The organism is Candidatus Galacturonatibacter soehngenii (assembly GCF_008830185.1).
Classification (GTDB): domain Bacteria; phylum Bacillota; class Clostridia; order Lachnospirales; family Lachnospiraceae; genus Lachnotalea; species Lachnotalea soehngenii.
Map to the genome: position 1 here is coordinate 686,371 of NZ_WAGX01000005.1, position 18,755 is coordinate 705,125.

Consider the following 18,755-nt stretch of genomic DNA (forward strand, 5'->3'; position numbering starts at 1 on the left):
CTATATATGGACGCTAGAAGGATTTGTTTATCTGACAAGCATTATGGATCTATATTCCAGAAAAATTATTTCTTGGGTATTAAGTGATACCTTAGAATCGAAGTGGGTAATAGAGGCCGTTAAAAAAGCAAAAAGAGCCAGAGATACAAACAACCCTTTAGTGATGCACAGCGACAGAGGTGCGCAGTATGTATGCAGAGACTATTTAAAAGAAACAGAAGGAATGCAACGTAGCTACTCAAAGAAAGCATATCCGTGGGATAATGCCTGTATAGAATCCTTTCATGCATTAATAAAAAGAGAATGGATTAATCGATTCAAAATACTAGATTATAACCATGCCTATAGCCTTGTGTTCCAGTACATTGAGACCTTTTATAATACAATAAGAATACATAGTCATTGTGGATATCTTTCACCCGACAAATATGAAAAAATGTATTGGGAGGAATTAAAGATAATTGAATTGAAAGTTGGATAAAATTAGAGGTTACTAGAAAAGTTCACTTTTAACTTGTACTTTTTCTTGACATAGTACCACTTCCCGAAAGGTCAGCATTAATTCCGGCAGGTTTGTAAATTTATTAAATCGGCTCTTAAACCGGAACCCGCTTCCTTCTACCGTTAATTCCAGTGCGGTAGTCACTTCTCCAAAGTTAGCTGCCCATGCATCAAAATGGTGGATTCCCATCCGCTCCAGTGCCTCTTTTTGCAGATAAAGCTGCATGACATAAAGCTCGCACATACTGTTCGACAGAGGGGTTCCTGTGGCAAATACGATTCCTCTGCCCACGTTTATCTCTGTCAGGTATTGGCATTTTAACTGCATATCCGTTGCCTTTTTTGCTCCGGAACTGGAAATGCCGGATACATCATTCATTTTCGAGAAGATCGCCAGATTCTTAAAATGGTGCGCTTCATCTACCATAACGGAATCAATGCCCAGTTCTTCAAAGGAAATCAGATCATCTTTCCGGCTTTCATCGGCCAAGGATTTTAGTTGTTCCTCCAGCTTCTTTTTCTGACTTTCCATCTGCTTGACTGTCCAACGCTCCCCATTCTTTGCCTTTAATTCATCAATAGCATAGGATAATTCGTCGATCTGGTCATTAATCATCCGCTCTTTTCTTTCTTTGGAGATTGGGATTTTTTCAAACTGGCTGTGGGACATGATGATGCAGTCATAATCTCCAGTGGCAATCCTTGAAACAAACTGCTTTCTGCGGCTTTTTTCAAAATCCCGTTCGGTTGCCACTAAGATATTGGCAGATGGATACAACCGCATAAATTCCCCGGCTGTCTGTCCAATCAAGGACTTTGGCACTACCATTACATTTTTATTGGCAAGTCCCAGTCGTTTTTGCTCCATACAAGCTGCCATCATGGTAAAGGTCTTTCCTGCACCGACACAATGGGCCAGTAAGGTGTTTCCTCCCAAAAGGATTCTTGCAATGGCATTTTTTTGATGAGTACGAAGCTTAATTTCTGGATTCATGCCCGGGAACTGTAAATAGTAACCGTCATATTCCCGCAGTCTGATGCTGTTAAAGGTATTGTTATAATACTCCACATATTTTTGCCTGCGTTCCGGTTCTTTAAAAATCCAGCTTTTAAATGCTTCCTTTATCTGGTTCTGCTTTTCTCTGGCAAGCATGGTCGCATTTTTGTTGACGACACAAATCAATACTGCCAATGCCGATTTCATCTGATTTAATTGTCTCAAACATAGCTCTGACCTTATCCTCATCGCCATGCACTTTTAAGATATTTGTTACATGATTAGGCATTTTACATTCCTCCTTTGATTACATTGATCCCATATCGCCTTACCAAAAAGGCATTAACAATAAGTCTTAGCAGCTTATCGTTTATCAGTTCCGGATCACTTAGTTCAGAAACTGTAATGTGTTCCTTTCCAGAGTAAAGCTCCTTTGCCATATGAAAGATGACATATCCATCTAAATCCACACCATGAATGCGGATAGCTTCAAAATGAATGAGTTGGCTGTCTATACAATTTTTTGCCTTACTCCAGACAAACGCATCTGCAGAGAGTAAAAAAATAGCGGCTACATATCCATAGCTTTCATTAAGCTTTGGAAACAGACCGCTTTTACAGATACTTTGAAATCTCTTTTTATGCTCTGCATTTCTAAAAAGCATTTGGTTCACCTCGCTTTCTCCGAGGTTGCTCGCAGCCTCTATGATTCTTTGCACTCGCAGAGCAAATGCCTGTAACTCTATCTCTTTGAGGAACAGCCCCAGCAATTCTTCATACTGAATTGGGTTTGGATTCACATTTCTTTGCTGGCATCGGAATGTTCCGCAAGCACGAGGAGTAAAGCCGGGAATAAGTTGCATTTCTATTTCTATAGCAGCGAGAGGTGTATCTCTCATAAATCTTGTAATCACTTTAATCAGTCCTTTCTTTTTCTGCAAATCGAACAACAAAAAAAGAGACTATGTTTTTCAGTAACGAAGAACATAACCTCTTGATTGTTTACCCGATGGCATTTATTAAGTTGTTTTTGGTTTTATATGAAAACAAAGGCATCAAGATTTTTCATCCCAATGCCTCTGTTTTTCGTCTGTATAGAGTAAATTTTTATAAAGTACTCGAATTGCTGCTACTGTTAATAATATGCTTAATTGCTACCACATATTTTTCTTCATAATGTAAGTAATTAAAATAACTTCTATCCTATAGCTGCTCTAGTGCTTGCTTTAAATCATCAATAATATCACTCACATTTTCGGTTCCCACAGAAAAACGAATTAAGTCCGGTGCAATACCTGCCTCCCTCAATTGCTCATCTGTAAGCTGTCGGTGAGTATGACTTGCTGGATGTAAGAGACATGTCTTACTGTCAGCGACATGTGTTACAATAGAAGCTAATTTCAGCTTGTCCATAAACTGAATTGAGATATCTCTTCCGCCTTTTATTCCAAATGCCAATACTCCACATGTACCATCTGGCAGATATTTATTAGCTAAGGCATGATACTTATCACTTTCCAAATCAGGATAATGAACCCACGCAACTTTCTTATGTTTTTCCAAAAATTTTGCTACCGCCAAAGCATTTTCGCAATGCCTCTTTATCCTAAGATGTAGTGTTTCTAAGCCGAGATTCAGATAGAACGCATTTTGTGGGGACTGAATAGAGCCAAAGTCACGCATTAGCTGCGCAGTTGCCTTTGTAATATAGGCACCCTTTCCGAACTTTTCGGCATATATGATACCATGATAAGAATCATCTGGTGTGGTTAGCCCTGGGTATTGATCCGCATGCGCCATCCAGTCAAATTTTCCGCTATCCACGATACAGCCTCCAACGCTCACTGCGTGCCCATCCATATATTTAGTTGTAGAATGTGTTACAATATCTGCTCCCCATTCAAATGGCCTGCAGTTTATCGGAGTCGCAAATGTATTATCAACAATAAGCGGAACCCCATGTGAATGCGCTAGTCTTGCAAATTTTTCAAAATCAAAAACAGATACAGTTGGATTTGTAATCGTTTCACCGAAAACGGCCTTTGTATTTGGCTTAAAATACTTTACCAACTTTTCTTCTGGTAAATCTTGATCTACGAAGGTGCATTCAATTCCCATTTTTTTCATAGTAACACCAAACAGATTATATGTCCCACCATAAATGGCAGATGAGGCAATAAAATGATCTCCAGTTTCACAAATATTAAATATGGCATAAAAATTTGCTGCCTGCCCCGATGAAGTGAGCATCGCTGCCACTCCACCTTCCATTGCGCAAATTTTAGCTGCTACGGCATCATTAGTCGGATTTTGAAGCCTTGTATAAAAATAGCCTTCCGCTTCCAAATCGAATAACTGCCCCATTTCATCACTTGTATTATATTTAAAAGTTGTACTTTGAAAAATAGGCAATTGTCTTGCTTCGCCATTTTCAGGTTTCCATCCTTCATGAATACATTTTGTTTCTATCCTATTTTGCATTACAATTCCTCCAAATTAAAATTTCATATTTTTTCGAGAGTTGCGTTATAACTCGTCCTCCATATCTCCTGTGTTTTTGAGATTAAGTATATTCATACTGTGTTTATAACTGATTTCTTACCATTTCTGCAGCTTTCACTAGATTTCGAAGACTTGCATCTGTCTCAGGAATACCTCTTGTTTTTAAACCGCAATCTGGATTCACCCATAACTTATTCTGATCAATTTTAGCAAGCATCTTCTTTATAGCCTGAACAATTTCTTCCACCGTAGGTATTCTTGGAGAGTGAATGTCATATACTCCCGGTCCAACCTCTGTTTCAAAATTATTTGCCTTTAAAGCATCAATAATAGTAAGTTTGGAACGTGATGCTTCAAAAGAAATAACATCTGCATCCATATTATCAATGTCTTTTACAATCTCTTCAAATTCACTGTAGCACATGTGCGTATGAATCTGTGTTTCGGGTTTCACCTTACTATGGCAAAGACGGAATGACGGAATCGCTGAGATAGTCAAGCAAAATTGTAACACCAATACTGATATTTTTATCGGTAACTAAATCTCTTTTCAAATGGTGTTAAATAATCATTTGATGAATGTGGTCTCACATGATTGTAATATAAAAAAATATAATCATAAGTTGCTTCATTTAATGCCTCATCTGTTTCAAAGCTATGGTGATTTGCAAAATCTGCTTTAAATGTTCCGTAAAAGCTTTCCATGGGAGCATTATCATAAGGGCATCCTGCCTTACTCATACTTTGAGTAATATTTTGCAAAGAACAAAATTCTGTAAAAGCTCTCGATGTAAACTGCGACCCTTGATCACTATGAAGGATAAGCCCCTTCTTAACGGTATTATGATTCAGTGCATAGGTCAGAGTTTCAATTGCTAATTCTGCATTAATACGATTACTATTTAAAGTTGCCACTGGTGAACGATCATATAAATCAATAATAGTACAATTATATCTTTTCGCTCCATCCTCTCTCCACATATACGTAAAATCCGTACACCAAATCTTATTGGGTTCATCTACTTTAAAGTTTTGATTCAATAGGTTATCAAATTTTTTATAGCAATCGCCCTTTTTGTACTTTGGTTTTTTGGGTACCACAATTGACCTAAGTCCAAGCTCATTCATATATTTATGAACGGTTGGATTACTTAAGCTTATAGATTTTCTATTAAGAAAGATACGCATCATTCGATATCCTGGTCGCCCCGCATACTCATGATAAATCTCTTCAATGGTTGCTTTGATTTCTTCCTTTTTCTTATAATAGTCAGCTTTTCTATGTTTTTTGTAATTATAATAGGCATTTGGCTTTATATTAAATCTCGATAAGAGCCAACGTACACCATAATTTTCATGGTAGAAATCAATGAAATGGTATTGTTCTAATCTAGTTCCTTTGCGAAGAATGCGGCCGCTTTTTTTAAGAAATCATTTTCCTTTTTGGATTCAGCAAGTTCCTTACGAAGTCTTAAATTTTCTGCCATTAAATCTTTCTCATTATTTAACTCTGGATTTGATTCGCATTCTTCACTGTACTCGCGTATCCACTTGCGCAAGCTACCTTCTCCTAAATTGTATTCCTGATTTACGCTTTTCATTTGGCGTCCTTCTTCAAGGACTAATCTCACTACTTTTTTCTTAAACTCTGGGGTATAAGTTTTTTTGATTCCTGCCATTGTAATAGCCTCACTTTCATATGAATTATTTTATCATAAATATCAGTGTTACTGTTACAACTTTAGTTTAGCATCTCACGCCCAGTCTAGATATTCGCTGTACCATTCTTCCTTTCTAATCGGAAGCTTTTCCTTAAGTGCCGCCTCATCAATCTGAATAATTTTGATCCCTGCTTTTTCCAGATCACAAACCTCTTCACGAATCGCGATGCCGATCTGATATGCCATCTCTCGAAGACTGATATCCTCTCTTGGAAATGACCAATTCAATATAGTAACAGGCCCAGTGAGCATTCCCTTAACCGGTTTATTGGTTAAGCTCTGTGCATACTCAGAATATTTAACAGTGATCGGTCTGATACGCTTAACGTCACCAAAGATAATCGGTGGTTTTACACATCTTGTACCATAAGACTGAACCCATGCACTCTCAGTGAATACATACCCCGCAAGATTTTCTCCAAAAAATTCCACCATGTCATTGCGTTCAAATTCTCCATGTACCAATACGTCCAGTCCAATTTCTTCTTGTTTTCTGATACAATCCTCTATGAACTCAAATATCTGTCTGTCATATGTCGCCTGCTCGATTTCACCTTTTCGGAAATTGCTTCTGTTCTTTTTTACATCCAATGTCTGCGGAAATGATCCTATCGTTGTTGTAGGAAGCAACGGAAATTTAAATTCATCCTTTTGAAGCTGTTCCCGTTCCTTTCTATCCATTTTTCTTCTGAAATCCTCTTCCGAGAGCGCCGAAACATCCGCTTGTACCTTTTTATCCTCATACAGCCTGTCAGTCTCGAATACTTTTCTGTTGTCACGATACTCCTGCGAGACTTCAAAGTCTCCTCTTTCTGCAAGAATGGAAATTTCATGCAGTTCACTCAGTTTTTCCTTTGCAAATGAAAAGCGTTTCTGAATATCTCTCTCAAGCTTTGTTTCACTTTCAATGGTATATGGAACATGGAGCAAAGAACAAGATGTTGATACAACGATATGTTTCGCATATTTTTTGATTTCGGAAAGTAGTTCCAACGTTTTCCGATAATCACATTTCCAGATATTTTTCCCGTTCACAACGCCAGCAAATAAAATTTTATCCTCCGGAAATCCGTTTGTGCTTATTAGTTGAAATGTCTTCTTTCCTTCAATAAAATCCAATCCAATCGCATCAAAATCTAAATCTACAATTTCCCTGTAGCAGTCCCTTACATCTCCAAAATAGGTCTGAAGCAATACTTTTGTTTTGTTTTTTCCTTTTAATATTTCTCTATATAGTGCTACAAATTGTGCAATATCTTCTTTAGATAGGTCTGTTACCAATGTAGGTTCATCGAACTGAATCAATTCTGCACCCAATTTATCGAACCTTGCAAGAATGTCCTTATAAGATTGAATTATATCCTCCACAAAATCACTGGCATTTTTACTGCCATTATATTTTGCAAGTTTTAAAAATGTAAAAGCTCCAATAATAACTGGCCTTGTTTCGATTCCTATAGCTTTTGCTTCATTATATTCATCAAACGGCTTGTTGCCGGAAAGTTTGATCTTAGTATCATCATAAAATTCTGGTACCAAATAATGATAATTAGTATTGAACCACTTTTTCATTGCAAAGGCTTTCACATCGCCATGTACACCCTGATATCCTCTTGCCATAGAAAAATATGTTTCATGCTCATTCAACTTCAAATTCCTATATTCTCTAGGAATAGCATTTAATAAAGTAGTCATATCCAGCATACCATCATAAAATGAAAAATCATTGGATGGTATATAATCAATACCGGCATTTTTTTGTAACTGCCAGTGTTTGCTTCTTAAAGCTTTACCTGTTGCATTCAAGTTTTCTTCGGTTATTTCTCCGCGAAAATACTTCTCTGATGCAAACTTTAACTCTCTCTGCTTTCCCACTCTTGGGAATCCAATTATTGCACTTTTCATTGTCAACCTCCGTTCCATTGATATATTAATCTGATGTTATATAGTATAGAGCAGTTTAATCATAATGAAAAATACAAAAAAATATGCGTTTGAAATAGTTTAAAGCTATATCAAACGCACATTCAAATTATGGGTCGTGACCCTGTTGAGCTCGCAAAGCGAGCGAAATATTAACCACCCGCTATGCGGGTGCGCGACGATTGTTATACAAAAAAATCACCTTTCCGTTATAATAAGGTTGTTCAAGCCGATTTATAACGAAAGGAAAGGTGATTTTAATGGCCAATAAGGCAAATAGTCTATCACACACTAAATGGATGTGTAAATATCACATAGTGTTCACTCCAAAGTATAGACGAAAAATAATTTATAATCAATATAAAGAAAGTGTAAGGGATATTTTAAAGCAGTTATGCCGGTATAAAGGAGTAGAAATACTAGAAGGACATTTAATGTCTGATCATGTACACATGTTGGTAAGTATACCACCCAAATTAAGTGTCTCACAATTTATGGGGTATCTAAAAGGAAAAAGTGCATTAATGATATTTGATAAACATGCAAACCTCAAATACAAGTTTGGAAATAGACATTTCTGGGCAGAAGGATATTATGTAAGCACAGTAGGACTAAATGAGGCAACAATACGTAAGTATATACAAGAGCAAGAGACACATGATATTGCGATGGATAAGTTAAGTGTAAAAGAATATGAAGACCCCTTTAAGGGGTAGCCAAGTAGTACGATTACCCTTTTAAGGGTAGCTACGAGTCAAGGGCAATAAGGCTTGAACAAAGTGAAAGCCAGCGCCCTTTAGACGCTGGCCGGTAACTGCCCCTTATAGGGGCGAGCAAACCACCCGTTTGACGGGTGGTCATGATTTTCTATGCTATATTAAATTACATGGAAATACTAAAACATTTTCATTTCTATTTGGCATATTCAGATATATGAATTTTTAATGATTCCATGTATACCTTCCCATACCTGCTGAGTGTCATATTCTTTTGCTTTATTGTCCCCACACACATATATTCTTCGACCTTAAGAGGTTTGGCGATAATATTCTCTCCATTCAACTCCTTGCTGATTACTCCCGTGCTGACAGTATATCCATTCAAGCCAATTACCAAATTGAATAATGTTGCTCTGTCCCTTACCTTGATATTTTTATTTCGATCAAGAGTACTCAGGATTTCCTCTGAAAAGTAGAATGAATTATACCCTTCTAATGAATCAGCGTAAATCTTTAGCTTTTCCCTCTGATTTGGTTTTTCTTCCCCAAGAATTTCATACAGCATATCCATATCTAACTTTCCTGACTGGCTCATCCGCTTCATTCGATTTGCTTGAGATAAAGACGGAATCACCTGCTCCAATTCCATAACTGCATGAAGCTCATACTGTTCTTCTTCTGACAGATAAGACAGTTCTACTGCGGAACGAAATGCCAGTTTTTCTTCATCTACCATATCCAGAATCTTTGGTATCAGATTGGTAAGGCGAATATATCTTGCAATCTGATTCCTACTTTCTCCAATCTGTCTTGCCAACAATTCATCTGTCCGTACTCTCTCTTTTTCTAATGGCTGACTGTCTAATTCCCATTTTCCCAAATCATCATAAGAACAAACCAATTGATTCAATTCTAAAGTAGGATTATCTAACTTCGTCCCCACTGGAGACAAAGTTCCATCTTGAAACAAATCATTTCGCTTCCCCTGTTGCTTCATTGCCTCCAATTTCATCTTATAAGCAAATGCCTTTTCACTTGGTCTTATATGTTCTCGTTGGAGATTACTGTCGATCATGGCTATTGTGGCTTCTGCATCATCCAACTGCATGACCATGACAGGAACTGTATCAACACCAGCACATTCACATGCCGCTTTTCTTCTATGACCTGCAATAATCTCATACCCTTCTCCATCAGTATTAGGTCTAACAATCAGTGGAACCAATACTCCCTTTTCTTCAATACTTCTGGATAATTCAAACAACTGCATATCATGTTCCACCCGAAAGGGATGTCCTTTAAACTCATGCAATTCACTGATTCTGACGTTTCCCGTCTGTAATTCCTGTTCGTTGTTCCATAATGAACACAATTCCTTTGATTTCTTCATCTTCTCATTCCTCCTGTTATTCTAGGTGTCATGTGAAAACTGGCAAAAAAAGAAGACCGCCTGCTTTCACATCAAAGATGTTGAAAACAAGCGGTCTTTCGACTTTTTCTTATGAAGTTGTTGACGGTTTATTTTACTGAAATAATCAAATTTATGAACGATATATTTTTGTGTCCACTCATACCAGTTCTATAACTACTGAGACTTTAATCTCATTGGAAATCTCTTTTTTTCTTCCGAAATTAGATTTCCCAGTGAACTTAAAAACCCTCGCAAAGTGCGTAAATTCAAGGATTTCTACATATTCACCCTTTGTAGACAACAGACGGTCTCCACATGCACCGTCCCCGGAAACATATCCACCGCCACAGCCTTTTCCACACCATACCCTCTCTCTTGCAATACCTCCAAATCCCTTACTAAACTAGTTGGTTTACAAGAAATATACACCAAGCGGTCCACTCCATAAGCAATGATTTTCTCCAATGCCTTTGGATGAATCCCATCTCGAGGCGGATCAAGTACAATCAAGTCTGGTTTATCTGTAATGGAATCAATTACTTTAAGAACATCCCCTGCAATAAATTCACAGTTACTTAGCTGATTCAGGCTCGCATTTTCTTTCGCTGCTTTGACTGCCTCTTCTACAATCTCTACGCCTACTACCTTTTTCGCAACTGGTGCCAAGATTTGTGCAATTGTTCCTGTACCACTGTATAGGTCAAATATCATCTTATCCTTTGTTGTGCCTACATACTCTCTAGCTGTATCATAGAGTACCTCTGCCCCAAGTGAATTCGTCTGAAAAAAAGAAAATGGAGATATTTTAAACGTTAATCCAAGTAATTTTTCATAAAAATAATCTTGTCCATACAAAATAAAAGTCTCATCACTTTGTACTACATCTGCCAAGCTATCATTAATTGTATGTAGAAAGCCAACTATTTTTCCACTTAATGATAATTGAAGAAGCGCTTCGGTTAATGGACCTAAATCCTGTGTCTCTTGAGAAGTCGTCACTAGATCAATTAAGATTTCAGAAGTTTGTGCTCCTTTTCTAACCAAGAGGTGTCGAAGATAACCCGTATGGCTCATCTTATGATAAAAACTTGTATTTTTCTCTTTAAAATAATTTAATACACAAGATAGAATTAAATTGTAATCATTATCCACAATCTGACACTCATTTACTGTTACTATGTCGTGAAAACTACCTCTTTTGTGCATGCCAAGTGCCAATGGACCATCTTTTATTTCATCACCAAAGGAGAACTCCATCTTATTGCGGTAAGCAAACTGATTTGGACTGGCTTTAATTCCTTCAAATTCGTATTCATCTTTTATTACAGAATCCAGCAAATCCTTTACCTGTCTCTCTTTTAGCTTTAATTGCTCCTCATATGAGATATTTTGATAAGTGCAGCCACCACAGTTTCCAAAGTGGATACAATATGGCTTTTCAAGCTCGATTGGGGCTTTTTCCAAAACTTCTAGAATTCTACCTTCGCCACGCCCTTTTCTAATCTTGTTTACTGAAAAACGAAGCTTTTGTCCTTCAATCGCATTTTTAACAACTACCTTTTTATCCTCCACACGAATGACTCCTTTATTTGGAAAATCAACCTTTTCCACTACGCCTTCGTATACTTGTCCTTTTTTCATACATATCCTCACTATCTTCTCATAATTTATATCATACAACACAACAAGAATGCAAAATGCATCTCCTATTCGCATTGTGTTTATTCCTATATATACAAAAAATCGCCCGCTATTTATGCGGGCGGTTCCTGTTCCTGTTGAGTAAAATCACAATTCTTCTAAAAAAGTATTATTCTACTTCGTCTTCCTCATCATCAAAAAAATCATCGTCAAAGTCTTCATCAAAATCATCTTCAAAATCTTCTAAGTAATCTGGTGTAAAAAACTTATAAGCAGCATAAGCGATTCCAGCTATAGCCGCGATTGCTCCAACAATTGCAAATATCCAAAGAACTGTATTTTTACATTTCTTTTCTTCTTCCTGTTTTCTCAATAAATCGTTAATTTTTGACATACTCAATAAATCATCAAACTTACTCATAACTTACACACCCTTTCTGAATCCTATCTATTAATCTTTGGTTTTCATTCTGAAATTTATATCTCACTCACTAATAAATTTCACTTTTCTTATTATACCACCATTTTCCCAAATTTACTATAATTTGATAAAATAAGTTTAGCCATGCATAGTAAAAAGAGAGTTGACCGGGCAAGCTTGCTTGCTTAGGGCTACTTTATTTTTACTATATTTGGCGCTCTGCCACAGCGAGAAGCTGCTTCGCAGATTCGAGCTGGCATGGCTTTACTTTTATCAAGCCATGCATAGTAAAAAGAAAGTTGACTGGGCAAGCTTGCTTGCTTAAGGCTACTTTATTTTACTGCTCAACCTTTTTCAATTTCGCAAAGGAGGCAAACATCTTTTTAACTCCAGCCGTGTTAAAAGCAACGGTAACCTCGTAATCTTTTCCGCCTTCTACGATTGCAGTTACAACTCCAGTCCCAAACTTAATGTGTTTTACCGTATCTCCTATTCCATAGGTCAGGCTTTCAGCTTTTTTTACCTGAAACATTTTAGGTTCAAACACCTTGCTTTGGAACGTATTTCTTGCTTGCTGGTATAACATAGATTTTGGCATTTCCTGAATTTTATCCTCTGTAACTTCCAAATCAACAAAAGAAGATGGAATCTCTTTGATAAACCTTGACACTTTATTATATTGCGTTTCGCCTCTTATCATACGTTGCTTTGCACAAGTAAGTGTTAAATGTTGTCTTGCTCTTGTAATTCCAACATAACAAAGCCTTCTCTCTTCCTCTATTTCAGTAGGATCATCTGAAGTAATCGTCATGTAACTTGGAAAGATTCCATCCTCCATTCCCGCGAGATACACATTAGGAAACTCCAATCCCTTTGCACTATGAAGCGTCATTAATACAACATGATTGCTATCTTCAGCTAAACTATCAATGTCAGCGACTAAGGCCACTTCTTCTAAGAATCCACTTAATGACGGCTCATCCGTTGATTCTTCATAGGTAACAATTTTGCTGATTAATTCATCAATGTTTTGAATTCTTGCAATTGCTTCTTCATCATTCTCTGCCTCAAGGTCTCTTACATATCCTGTTTCCTCGATAATCTCGTTCATAATTTCCGTTACGGAAAGAAATTCAAGTTTACTTCTTAAGACTTGAATAAAGTTAACGAAGAGTTTAATCTTTGCTCCACTCTTTCCTATTGAAGGAATGTCTTCTACTACACGGCATGCATCATAAAAGCTCATCTCATGTGCAATCGCAAAGTCTTGTACTTTTGCAATTGTCGCAGCTCCAATTCCTCTCTTTGGAACATTAATGATTCTTTTTACACTTAAATCATCCTTTGCATTGTCAATCGTCTTTAAATAAGCTAATAAATCCTTAATTTCCTTTCGTGCATAGAAGTTGATGCCTCCAACTATTTTATAAGGAATATTGGCAAGAATAAATTTTTCTTCAAAAGTACGAGACTGTGCATTGGTTCTGTATAGTATTGCACAATCATTGTATTCATATGCGCCACTTCTTACTTTCTGTGCGATATCCTCAGTGATATATTCTGCCTCTTCATAAGCATTTTGGAATTGTCGATATGCAATTTTTTCGCCTTCTTCATTTTCGGTCCATAGTCTTTTATCTTTTCTTCCAAAATTATTTTGAATGACATGATTTGCCGCATCTAAGATTGTTTGCGTGGAACGATAATTTTGTTCCAGCTTAATCACAGTTGCTTCATTATATACTTTTTCAAAATCTAAAATATTACTTATATTCGCCCCTCTAAATTTATAGATTGACTGGTCATCATCACCAACCACACATAAGTTTCGGTACTTTGATGCAAGTATGCTTATTAATTGAAATTGCGCTGTATTCGTATCTTGATATTCATCCACCATTATGTATTTGAATCTTTCCTGATAATAGTCAAGTACATCTTCATTATCACGAAATAATTCAACTGTTTTAACAATTAGATCATCAAAGTCCAGGGCATTGTTACTTTTTAGTCTCTTTTGATATTCTTCATATACCTTGGCAATCTTTTCTTTTGAGTAGTCTCCTTGCACATTCAGCCTATATTGAATTGGGCCAATTAACTCATCTTTTGCCTTTGAAATAGCACTAAGAAGCATTTTTTCTTTATATACCTTTGTATCAATATCTAAATATTTGCATACTTCTTTCATAATCGTCTTTTGATCATCGGTATCATAGATTGTAAAGTTATGATCATAACCAAGTCTATCGATGTATCTTCTTAAAATCCTAACACAAGTGGAGTGAAAGGTACTTACCCAGATACTTTCTGCGCCAAATCCAACCAAGCCATCGACTCTTTCTCTCATCTCTCCTGCTGCCTTGTTCGTAAACGTAATCGCCATGATATTCCATGGATTGATTCCTTTTTCTTCTATTAAATAAGCAACTCTATGTGTTAGTACTCTTGTTTTTCCTGAACCTGCGCCAGCAAGTATCAGAACAGGACCATCTGTTTGAAAAACAGCTTCCTTTTGTTTTGTATTAAGGGTATCGTATATACTCATTCTTTATCCACCTATTTTATACTAGCTTTGTTCCACAATTGGAACAAAAATTCGCTCCACTTGTTTTTGTTCCACAATTTGGGCAAAAATTAGGAATATTGTTTCCTGTATTTTGCTGACCTTCTTGCTGATTTAAGCTTTGGTTTTGCTGTTGTTGTTGGCTTCCTTGCATTTGATTCATCATTTGTTGTCCCATCATAAGCCCCATCTGAAGTCCTGCCATATCCCCAGCAATCGATGCCCCTTTATTTCCATTTGCCATACCATCTGCCATAGCAAACTGGGTGTATTTTGCCATATCCGCAACCATACTTTGGGACGCAGCTTTTTCAGCCATCTTTTGAATCTCTTCTGGATAAGAAAAGCTTTCCACTGCAAATCCAGTAATTCCAATACCGATTTTACACATCTCCATATCCAAATCTTCTCTGATTCCTTTTGCTATTTCAAAGGCATCTGCTTGCAGATGAAACATGTCTTTGCCACACTTTAGAATCCATTTCATGAGCAATTGATTTAAAACAGCAACAACTCTTTCTCTTATTTCATCTATTGTAAATTGCTTTTTAATTCCTGCAATTTTTTCAATCAAAACGGCATGGTCTACTACCTTACAGTTAAAGTTACCAAACGCTCGAATCGGCATACCTCCTGGCAATCCACTTGCTGGTATATTAATTGCGTTCTTGGTACCCCAATTAATGGTAAATTCCTTTGTATTAATAAATAACACTTCTGCACGCATCCCACTGTTAAATCCAAACTTAAATCCTTTTAAAGTAGATAGAAACGGAATAATTTCTGATTCAATGTCAAAGCTTCCTTCCTCCGTAAAAATTCCTTCCACCTTACCATTGAACATAAAAATAGCGTCTTGACCTTGACGTATGATTAACTTACTGCCCTTTTTAATTTCTTTATTATCCCATTTCCAAAAGATAACATCATCTCTATACTCTTCCCATTCTACTACGTTTGAAAACTGTCCACTAAACAATCCCATATATGCCTCCTGACTCCAATAGATGTAACTAGCAAAGTTACAATATTACAACAACTTTGCTAGTAAAAATTCTTCTATGTAGCTTATTTATTGATATGACCTAACGTCCCATTTTTGCTTTTAGTGCTGCTAATTCATCTTCCACTACGGTATCACCTTGACTATCATACTTATTCATAAGTTCTATTGTATCATCTTCCTTTGTTTGATTAAGCTGTGCCATTGCATTTGCTTCATCAAGCATGCGGTTGGCCTTGTCTTCCATTCTGTCAAAGGCTGATAAACTGTTATTTGCCCCTTGAAGACTTGAGCCTATTTGGTTTAATTTTTCCTGTGTCTTTGCAACTGCTACCTTTGCCTTTATGGCATCTTTTCTCGCATTTAAATCATTGATGTCTCCTAGCAGTTTATCATGCATTGATTTCATCTTATCTGCATTTGCTTTTGCTGCATCATATACTCTTTGAAGTTCACTTTGTTTTTGTACATATTGTGCTTTTTTCGTAAGAAATAATTTTGCATCTGTATCATTGTCTGCAAGTACTGCTTTTTCTGCATAAGCTTGCATTTTATCCACTTGTTCACTGCATTCATCTAATTCACGTTTTGCTCTTGTCTCCTCTGCCATAATAGCAGCGGTTTCTGCTTTTACTTTTCCAAGATCACTTTCTAAGTTTCTAAGATATTGATCTATCATTTTTGCTGGGTCTTCTGCTTTATCAAGCAATGCGTTCATATTTGCTGACATGATGTCACTAAATCTCTTTAATATACCTATCATAATTATTTCCTCCTTGGAATTTGAAAAGAATATCTTTTCTAAATTTTTCTCGTGTAACTATTATATTATACTTTTGCTCCTATGTCTAATGTCTCAACTCATTTATAACTATTTTAATTTTTTTGAAACAATATCAAATAAGAAATCATCTTTTGTAAAAGTACTTGTCATCTAGTTTTCAATACTATATAATGTTAGTGAGGTGATTGAAATGACTATAGACCGGGATGATTTACTGAATAGTATTTTAGAGAGTCTATCCAGAATTGATTATATTAAGCCTGATGAAATACCAAGTATTGAGTTATACATGGATCAGGTTACAACATTTATCGAAACACATTTAAAGTCTTCCAAGCGCTATCAAGAGGATAAGGTTCTTACGAAGACTATGATTAATAATTACGCTAAGAATAATCTTTTGCCTCCTCCTGTGAAGAAAAAGTATTCCAAAGAGCATATCTTAATGCTTATTTACATTTATTATTTTAAAAATATCTTATCTATTAATGACATTCAAAGTCTTTTAAATCCTTTGGCAGAGAAATACTTTAACACTGATAAAGAAATAAATATGGAGGATGTTTATACTGAGATCTTTGGATTGGAAAAAACGCAGATTGATGTATTAAAACAAGATATTACAGATAAATTCATGGCTTCACAAAAGACTTTTGCTTCAGCAAATGAAGAGGATCGTGAATTCTTAACCTTATTTTCATTTATTTGCATGTTAAGTTTTGACGTATACAATAAAAAGATGTTAATCGAGAAAATCATAGACCAGCTTCCAAAAGGTGATAACGCAAAGGGCAAATAATTAGACGAGTCAATAATGGCTCGTCTTTTATTACGATTATTACTTAGATTCATCCTGAATGTCTGGACTTAATAATTTATCTTTTTCTAAAATATGATGCACCAACCAATCATTTAAAAACTCTAAAATATCTACTAACGCTTGCAATTGATTACGGTCCATATTTTCAAAATCAATACTATCAATTTTTTCAAGAAACTCTGTATGTTCTGCTTTTTGTGAAAAAAACTTTTTATGTCCAATGCTTAGCATATAAGCTTCTTCGTCCGCAAAGTGTTGTGCCGCATAATCTTTTAATTTTCCAATGATAGCAACAATTTCATCAAACTTATCCACTATAAACTCGTCCTTTAGTAACATATATGCTTCATCCGCGATATGAAACAATTCTTTGTGCTGCTTATCAATTGCTTCTACACCTATGTAATATTCATCTTTCATTTCGTACATATTCATTCTCCTTTTCGTATTGTATTTCTTCCCTTTTTTAAAATGCGCCAATCAGTGTTATGATTGGCGTAATAAAAGACTTATTCTTCGCTATCTTCATCGTCCTCGATTTTTATTCTTGAAAAAACCATATCATACCCATCATTGCCATAGTTCAATGAACGATTCACACGGCTTATGGTAGCGGTAGATGCACCCGTTTTTTCAGCTATTTCTAAATATGTTCTTTGTTCTCTTAACATTCTTGCTACTTCAAAACGCTGGGACAATGACAGTAGTTCATTAATGGTACATACATCTTCAAAAAAAGTATAACATTCTTCTGCATTTTCAAGACTTAAAATTGCTTGAAACAAATGATCAACTGCCTTGGTTCTAATTGTTTTGCCCATATCATTCCTCCTCTTTAATATGGCGATACAAAATCAATTGTATTTTAACATATTAAAGTTCTAAAGTCTAGTTCTTACCCTCTTTATCGCCTTAAATATTTCTTTAGTTCACTCACTGATCGATTAATAATAAGTTCTTCTGGAAAATCTACTTCTTTTATTAATTCAAATGCTAAATCATGTCTTCCTACGTCGCTGTCTGTATGAGCATCACTACCAATTACAATTGGTACTTGATGCTTTTTACATAATGTTAACATCGTAATATCATTTCCTCTTGCATCTTGTCTAGCTCCATTTGGATTAAGAGAGCTGTTATTTAACTCTAAAAGTACTCTATGTTCCTTTGACGCCAAAACGAGTGCCTCCATGTCAACTGGATACCTGTTGTCATCTGGATGACCAATGATATTAACATAAGGATTCTTCATTACATTTATGTATGCTCTTGTATTTTCCTCCATCGTACCTGAAGGATAACAAGGTGTATGCATGCTTGCTATTACAATATCCATTCGTTTTAACAAATCATTACTTAAATCTACATTTCCATCAAAATCTAATATATTTAATTCCACACCAAGCAACAACTCTACTCCACACATTTGTCTGCTTACCACTTTTAAATTACTAAAGTAAAAATCATGACAAGTTCCTGGCATCTGCGGTGCATGTTCGGTTATGGCCAATAATTCTAAGCCAACTTCTTTTGCTGCACAAGCCATTTCTCTAATTGTATTATAAGCATGTCCACTTGCTAAGGTATGGGAGTGTGAATCTAGTACGTATTTCATCTCTTACACTGCCTCCAAACTGCCTTAACCATATCACCTTTAATTAACTTATACATTATATATGAATCGATACAAGATTTCAAGTTCTAATCCGATCCACTTTTGATGCAGTGTAAGAGCAAATTCCAATC

Annotated in this window: 18 protein-coding genes and 1 pseudogene; 3 read left to right on the plus strand and 16 right to left on the minus strand. The window is 36.0% G+C overall.

Annotated elements, in window-relative coordinates; translation table 11 throughout:
* Positions 1 to 4: 4 nt before the first annotated feature.
* Entirely contained in the window at positions 5 to 481 is a 477-nt protein-coding gene (locus tag F7O84_RS19250) for a DDE-type integrase/transposase/recombinase (protein WP_279238005.1), read from the plus strand.
* Positions 482 to 493: 12 nt separating this feature from the next.
* Here F7O84_RS19250 and F7O84_RS10700 read toward each other — a convergent pair whose 3' ends face one another.
* The 7 genes and pseudogenes from F7O84_RS10700 to metE all read right to left on the minus strand — a co-directional run bounded on the left by F7O84_RS10700 (position 494) and on the right by metE (position 7,626).
* Complete coding sequence (locus F7O84_RS10700) at positions 494 to 1,654, minus strand: DEAD/DEAH box helicase family protein (RefSeq protein ID WP_330578769.1); 1,161 nt, start codon at positions 1,652 to 1,654, stop codon at positions 494 to 496.
* Positions 1,611 to 1,787, minus strand: coding sequence for a hypothetical protein (locus tag F7O84_RS19010; protein ID WP_192451776.1), 177 nt, complete (start codon positions 1,785 to 1,787; stop codon positions 1,611 to 1,613). The genes F7O84_RS10700 and F7O84_RS19010 overlap by 44 nt, the downstream gene beginning before the upstream one ends.
* A gap of 1 nt (position 1,788) precedes the next feature.
* Positions 1,789 to 2,439, minus strand: coding sequence for a hypothetical protein (locus F7O84_RS10705; RefSeq protein WP_207708055.1), 651 nt, complete (start codon positions 2,437 to 2,439; stop codon positions 1,789 to 1,791).
* Between the two features lie 262 nt (positions 2,440 to 2,701).
* The gene (locus F7O84_RS10710; protein WP_151144799.1) at positions 2,702 to 3,979 is read right to left on the minus strand and encodes an O-acetylhomoserine aminocarboxypropyltransferase/cysteine synthase family protein; all 1,278 of its coding nucleotides are present in this window, start codon (positions 3,977 to 3,979) and stop codon (positions 2,702 to 2,704) included.
* 103 nt (positions 3,980 to 4,082) lie between these two features.
* Positions 4,083 to 4,487 (minus strand): annotated as a pseudogene (locus F7O84_RS10715) (5-methyltetrahydropteroyltriglutamate--homocysteine S-methyltransferase); the annotation flags it as partial.
* Between the two features lie 41 nt (positions 4,488 to 4,528).
* A protein-coding gene (locus F7O84_RS10720) for an IS3 family transposase (protein ID WP_151144801.1) occupies positions 4,529 to 5,679 on the minus strand; the annotation gives its coding sequence in 2 pieces (ribosomal slippage) (positions 4,529 to 5,412 and positions 5,412 to 5,679; 1,152 coding nt in all).
* Positions 5,680 to 5,754: 75 nt separating this feature from the next.
* Entirely contained in the window at positions 5,755 to 7,626 is a 1,872-nt protein-coding gene (gene metE, locus F7O84_RS10725; RefSeq protein ID WP_243140869.1) for a 5-methyltetrahydropteroyltriglutamate--homocysteine S-methyltransferase, read from the minus strand.
* Between the two features lie 278 nt (positions 7,627 to 7,904).
* Here metE and tnpA point away from each other — a divergent pair, with 278 nt between their 5' ends.
* The gene (gene tnpA / locus F7O84_RS10730; protein ID WP_151144803.1) at positions 7,905 to 8,360 is read left to right on the plus strand and encodes an IS200/IS605 family transposase; all 456 of its coding nucleotides are present in this window, start codon (positions 7,905 to 7,907) and stop codon (positions 8,358 to 8,360) included.
* A 196-nt stretch (positions 8,361 to 8,556) separates the two neighbouring features.
* Here the strand turns inward: tnpA and F7O84_RS19480 are convergent, their stop codons facing one another.
* The 6 genes from F7O84_RS19480 to F7O84_RS10760 all read right to left on the minus strand — a co-directional run bounded on the left by F7O84_RS19480 (position 8,557) and on the right by F7O84_RS10760 (position 16,168).
* A complete protein-coding gene (locus F7O84_RS19480) occupies positions 8,557 to 9,753 on the minus strand; it encodes a ParB/RepB/Spo0J family partition protein (RefSeq protein WP_151144805.1) in 1,197 nt (398 codons plus the stop codon).
* A 297-nt stretch (positions 9,754 to 10,050) separates the two neighbouring features.
* Positions 10,051 to 11,415, minus strand: coding sequence for a 23S rRNA (uracil(1939)-C(5))-methyltransferase RlmD (gene rlmD, locus F7O84_RS10740; RefSeq protein ID WP_151144808.1), 1,365 nt, complete (start codon positions 11,413 to 11,415; stop codon positions 10,051 to 10,053).
* Between the two features lie 169 nt (positions 11,416 to 11,584).
* Positions 11,585 to 11,836, minus strand: a complete 252-nt coding sequence (locus F7O84_RS10745) for a DUF4366 domain-containing protein (protein ID WP_151144810.1) — start codon at positions 11,834 to 11,836, stop codon at positions 11,585 to 11,587.
* 337 nt (positions 11,837 to 12,173) lie between these two features.
* Entirely contained in the window at positions 12,174 to 14,384 is a 2,211-nt protein-coding gene (gene pcrA / locus F7O84_RS10750) for a DNA helicase PcrA (RefSeq protein ID WP_151144812.1), read from the minus strand.
* A gap of 16 nt (positions 14,385 to 14,400) precedes the next feature.
* A complete protein-coding gene (locus tag F7O84_RS10755; RefSeq protein ID WP_151144814.1) occupies positions 14,401 to 15,387 on the minus strand; it encodes an SPFH domain-containing protein in 987 nt (328 codons plus the stop codon).
* 100 nt (positions 15,388 to 15,487) lie between these two features.
* Entirely contained in the window at positions 15,488 to 16,168 is a 681-nt protein-coding gene (locus tag F7O84_RS10760) for a PspA/IM30 family protein (RefSeq protein WP_330578770.1), read from the minus strand.
* 211 nt (positions 16,169 to 16,379) lie between these two features.
* On the opposite strand from F7O84_RS10760, the gene F7O84_RS10765 reads away from it, so the two are divergent.
* A complete protein-coding gene (locus F7O84_RS10765; protein ID WP_151144816.1) occupies positions 16,380 to 16,988 on the plus strand; it encodes a DUF1836 domain-containing protein in 609 nt (202 codons plus the stop codon).
* Positions 16,989 to 17,027: 39 nt separating this feature from the next.
* Here F7O84_RS10765 and F7O84_RS10770 read toward each other — a convergent pair whose 3' ends face one another.
* From F7O84_RS10770 to F7O84_RS10780, 3 genes are all read right to left on the minus strand, one after another.
* Positions 17,028 to 17,438: a bacteriohemerythrin gene (locus tag F7O84_RS10770; protein WP_151144818.1), complete on the minus strand. Its 411-nt coding sequence runs from the start codon at positions 17,436 to 17,438 to the stop codon at positions 17,028 to 17,030.
* An 80-nt stretch (positions 17,439 to 17,518) separates the two neighbouring features.
* Complete coding sequence (locus F7O84_RS10775) at positions 17,519 to 17,830, minus strand: YerC/YecD family TrpR-related protein (RefSeq protein ID WP_151144821.1); 312 nt, start codon at positions 17,828 to 17,830, stop codon at positions 17,519 to 17,521.
* Between the two features lie 83 nt (positions 17,831 to 17,913).
* Positions 17,914 to 18,624 (minus strand): phosphatase, encoded by a 711-nt coding sequence (locus F7O84_RS10780; RefSeq protein ID WP_151144823.1) that lies wholly within the window; start codon positions 18,622 to 18,624, stop codon positions 17,914 to 17,916.
* Between the last annotated feature and the right edge of the window lie 131 nt (positions 18,625 to 18,755).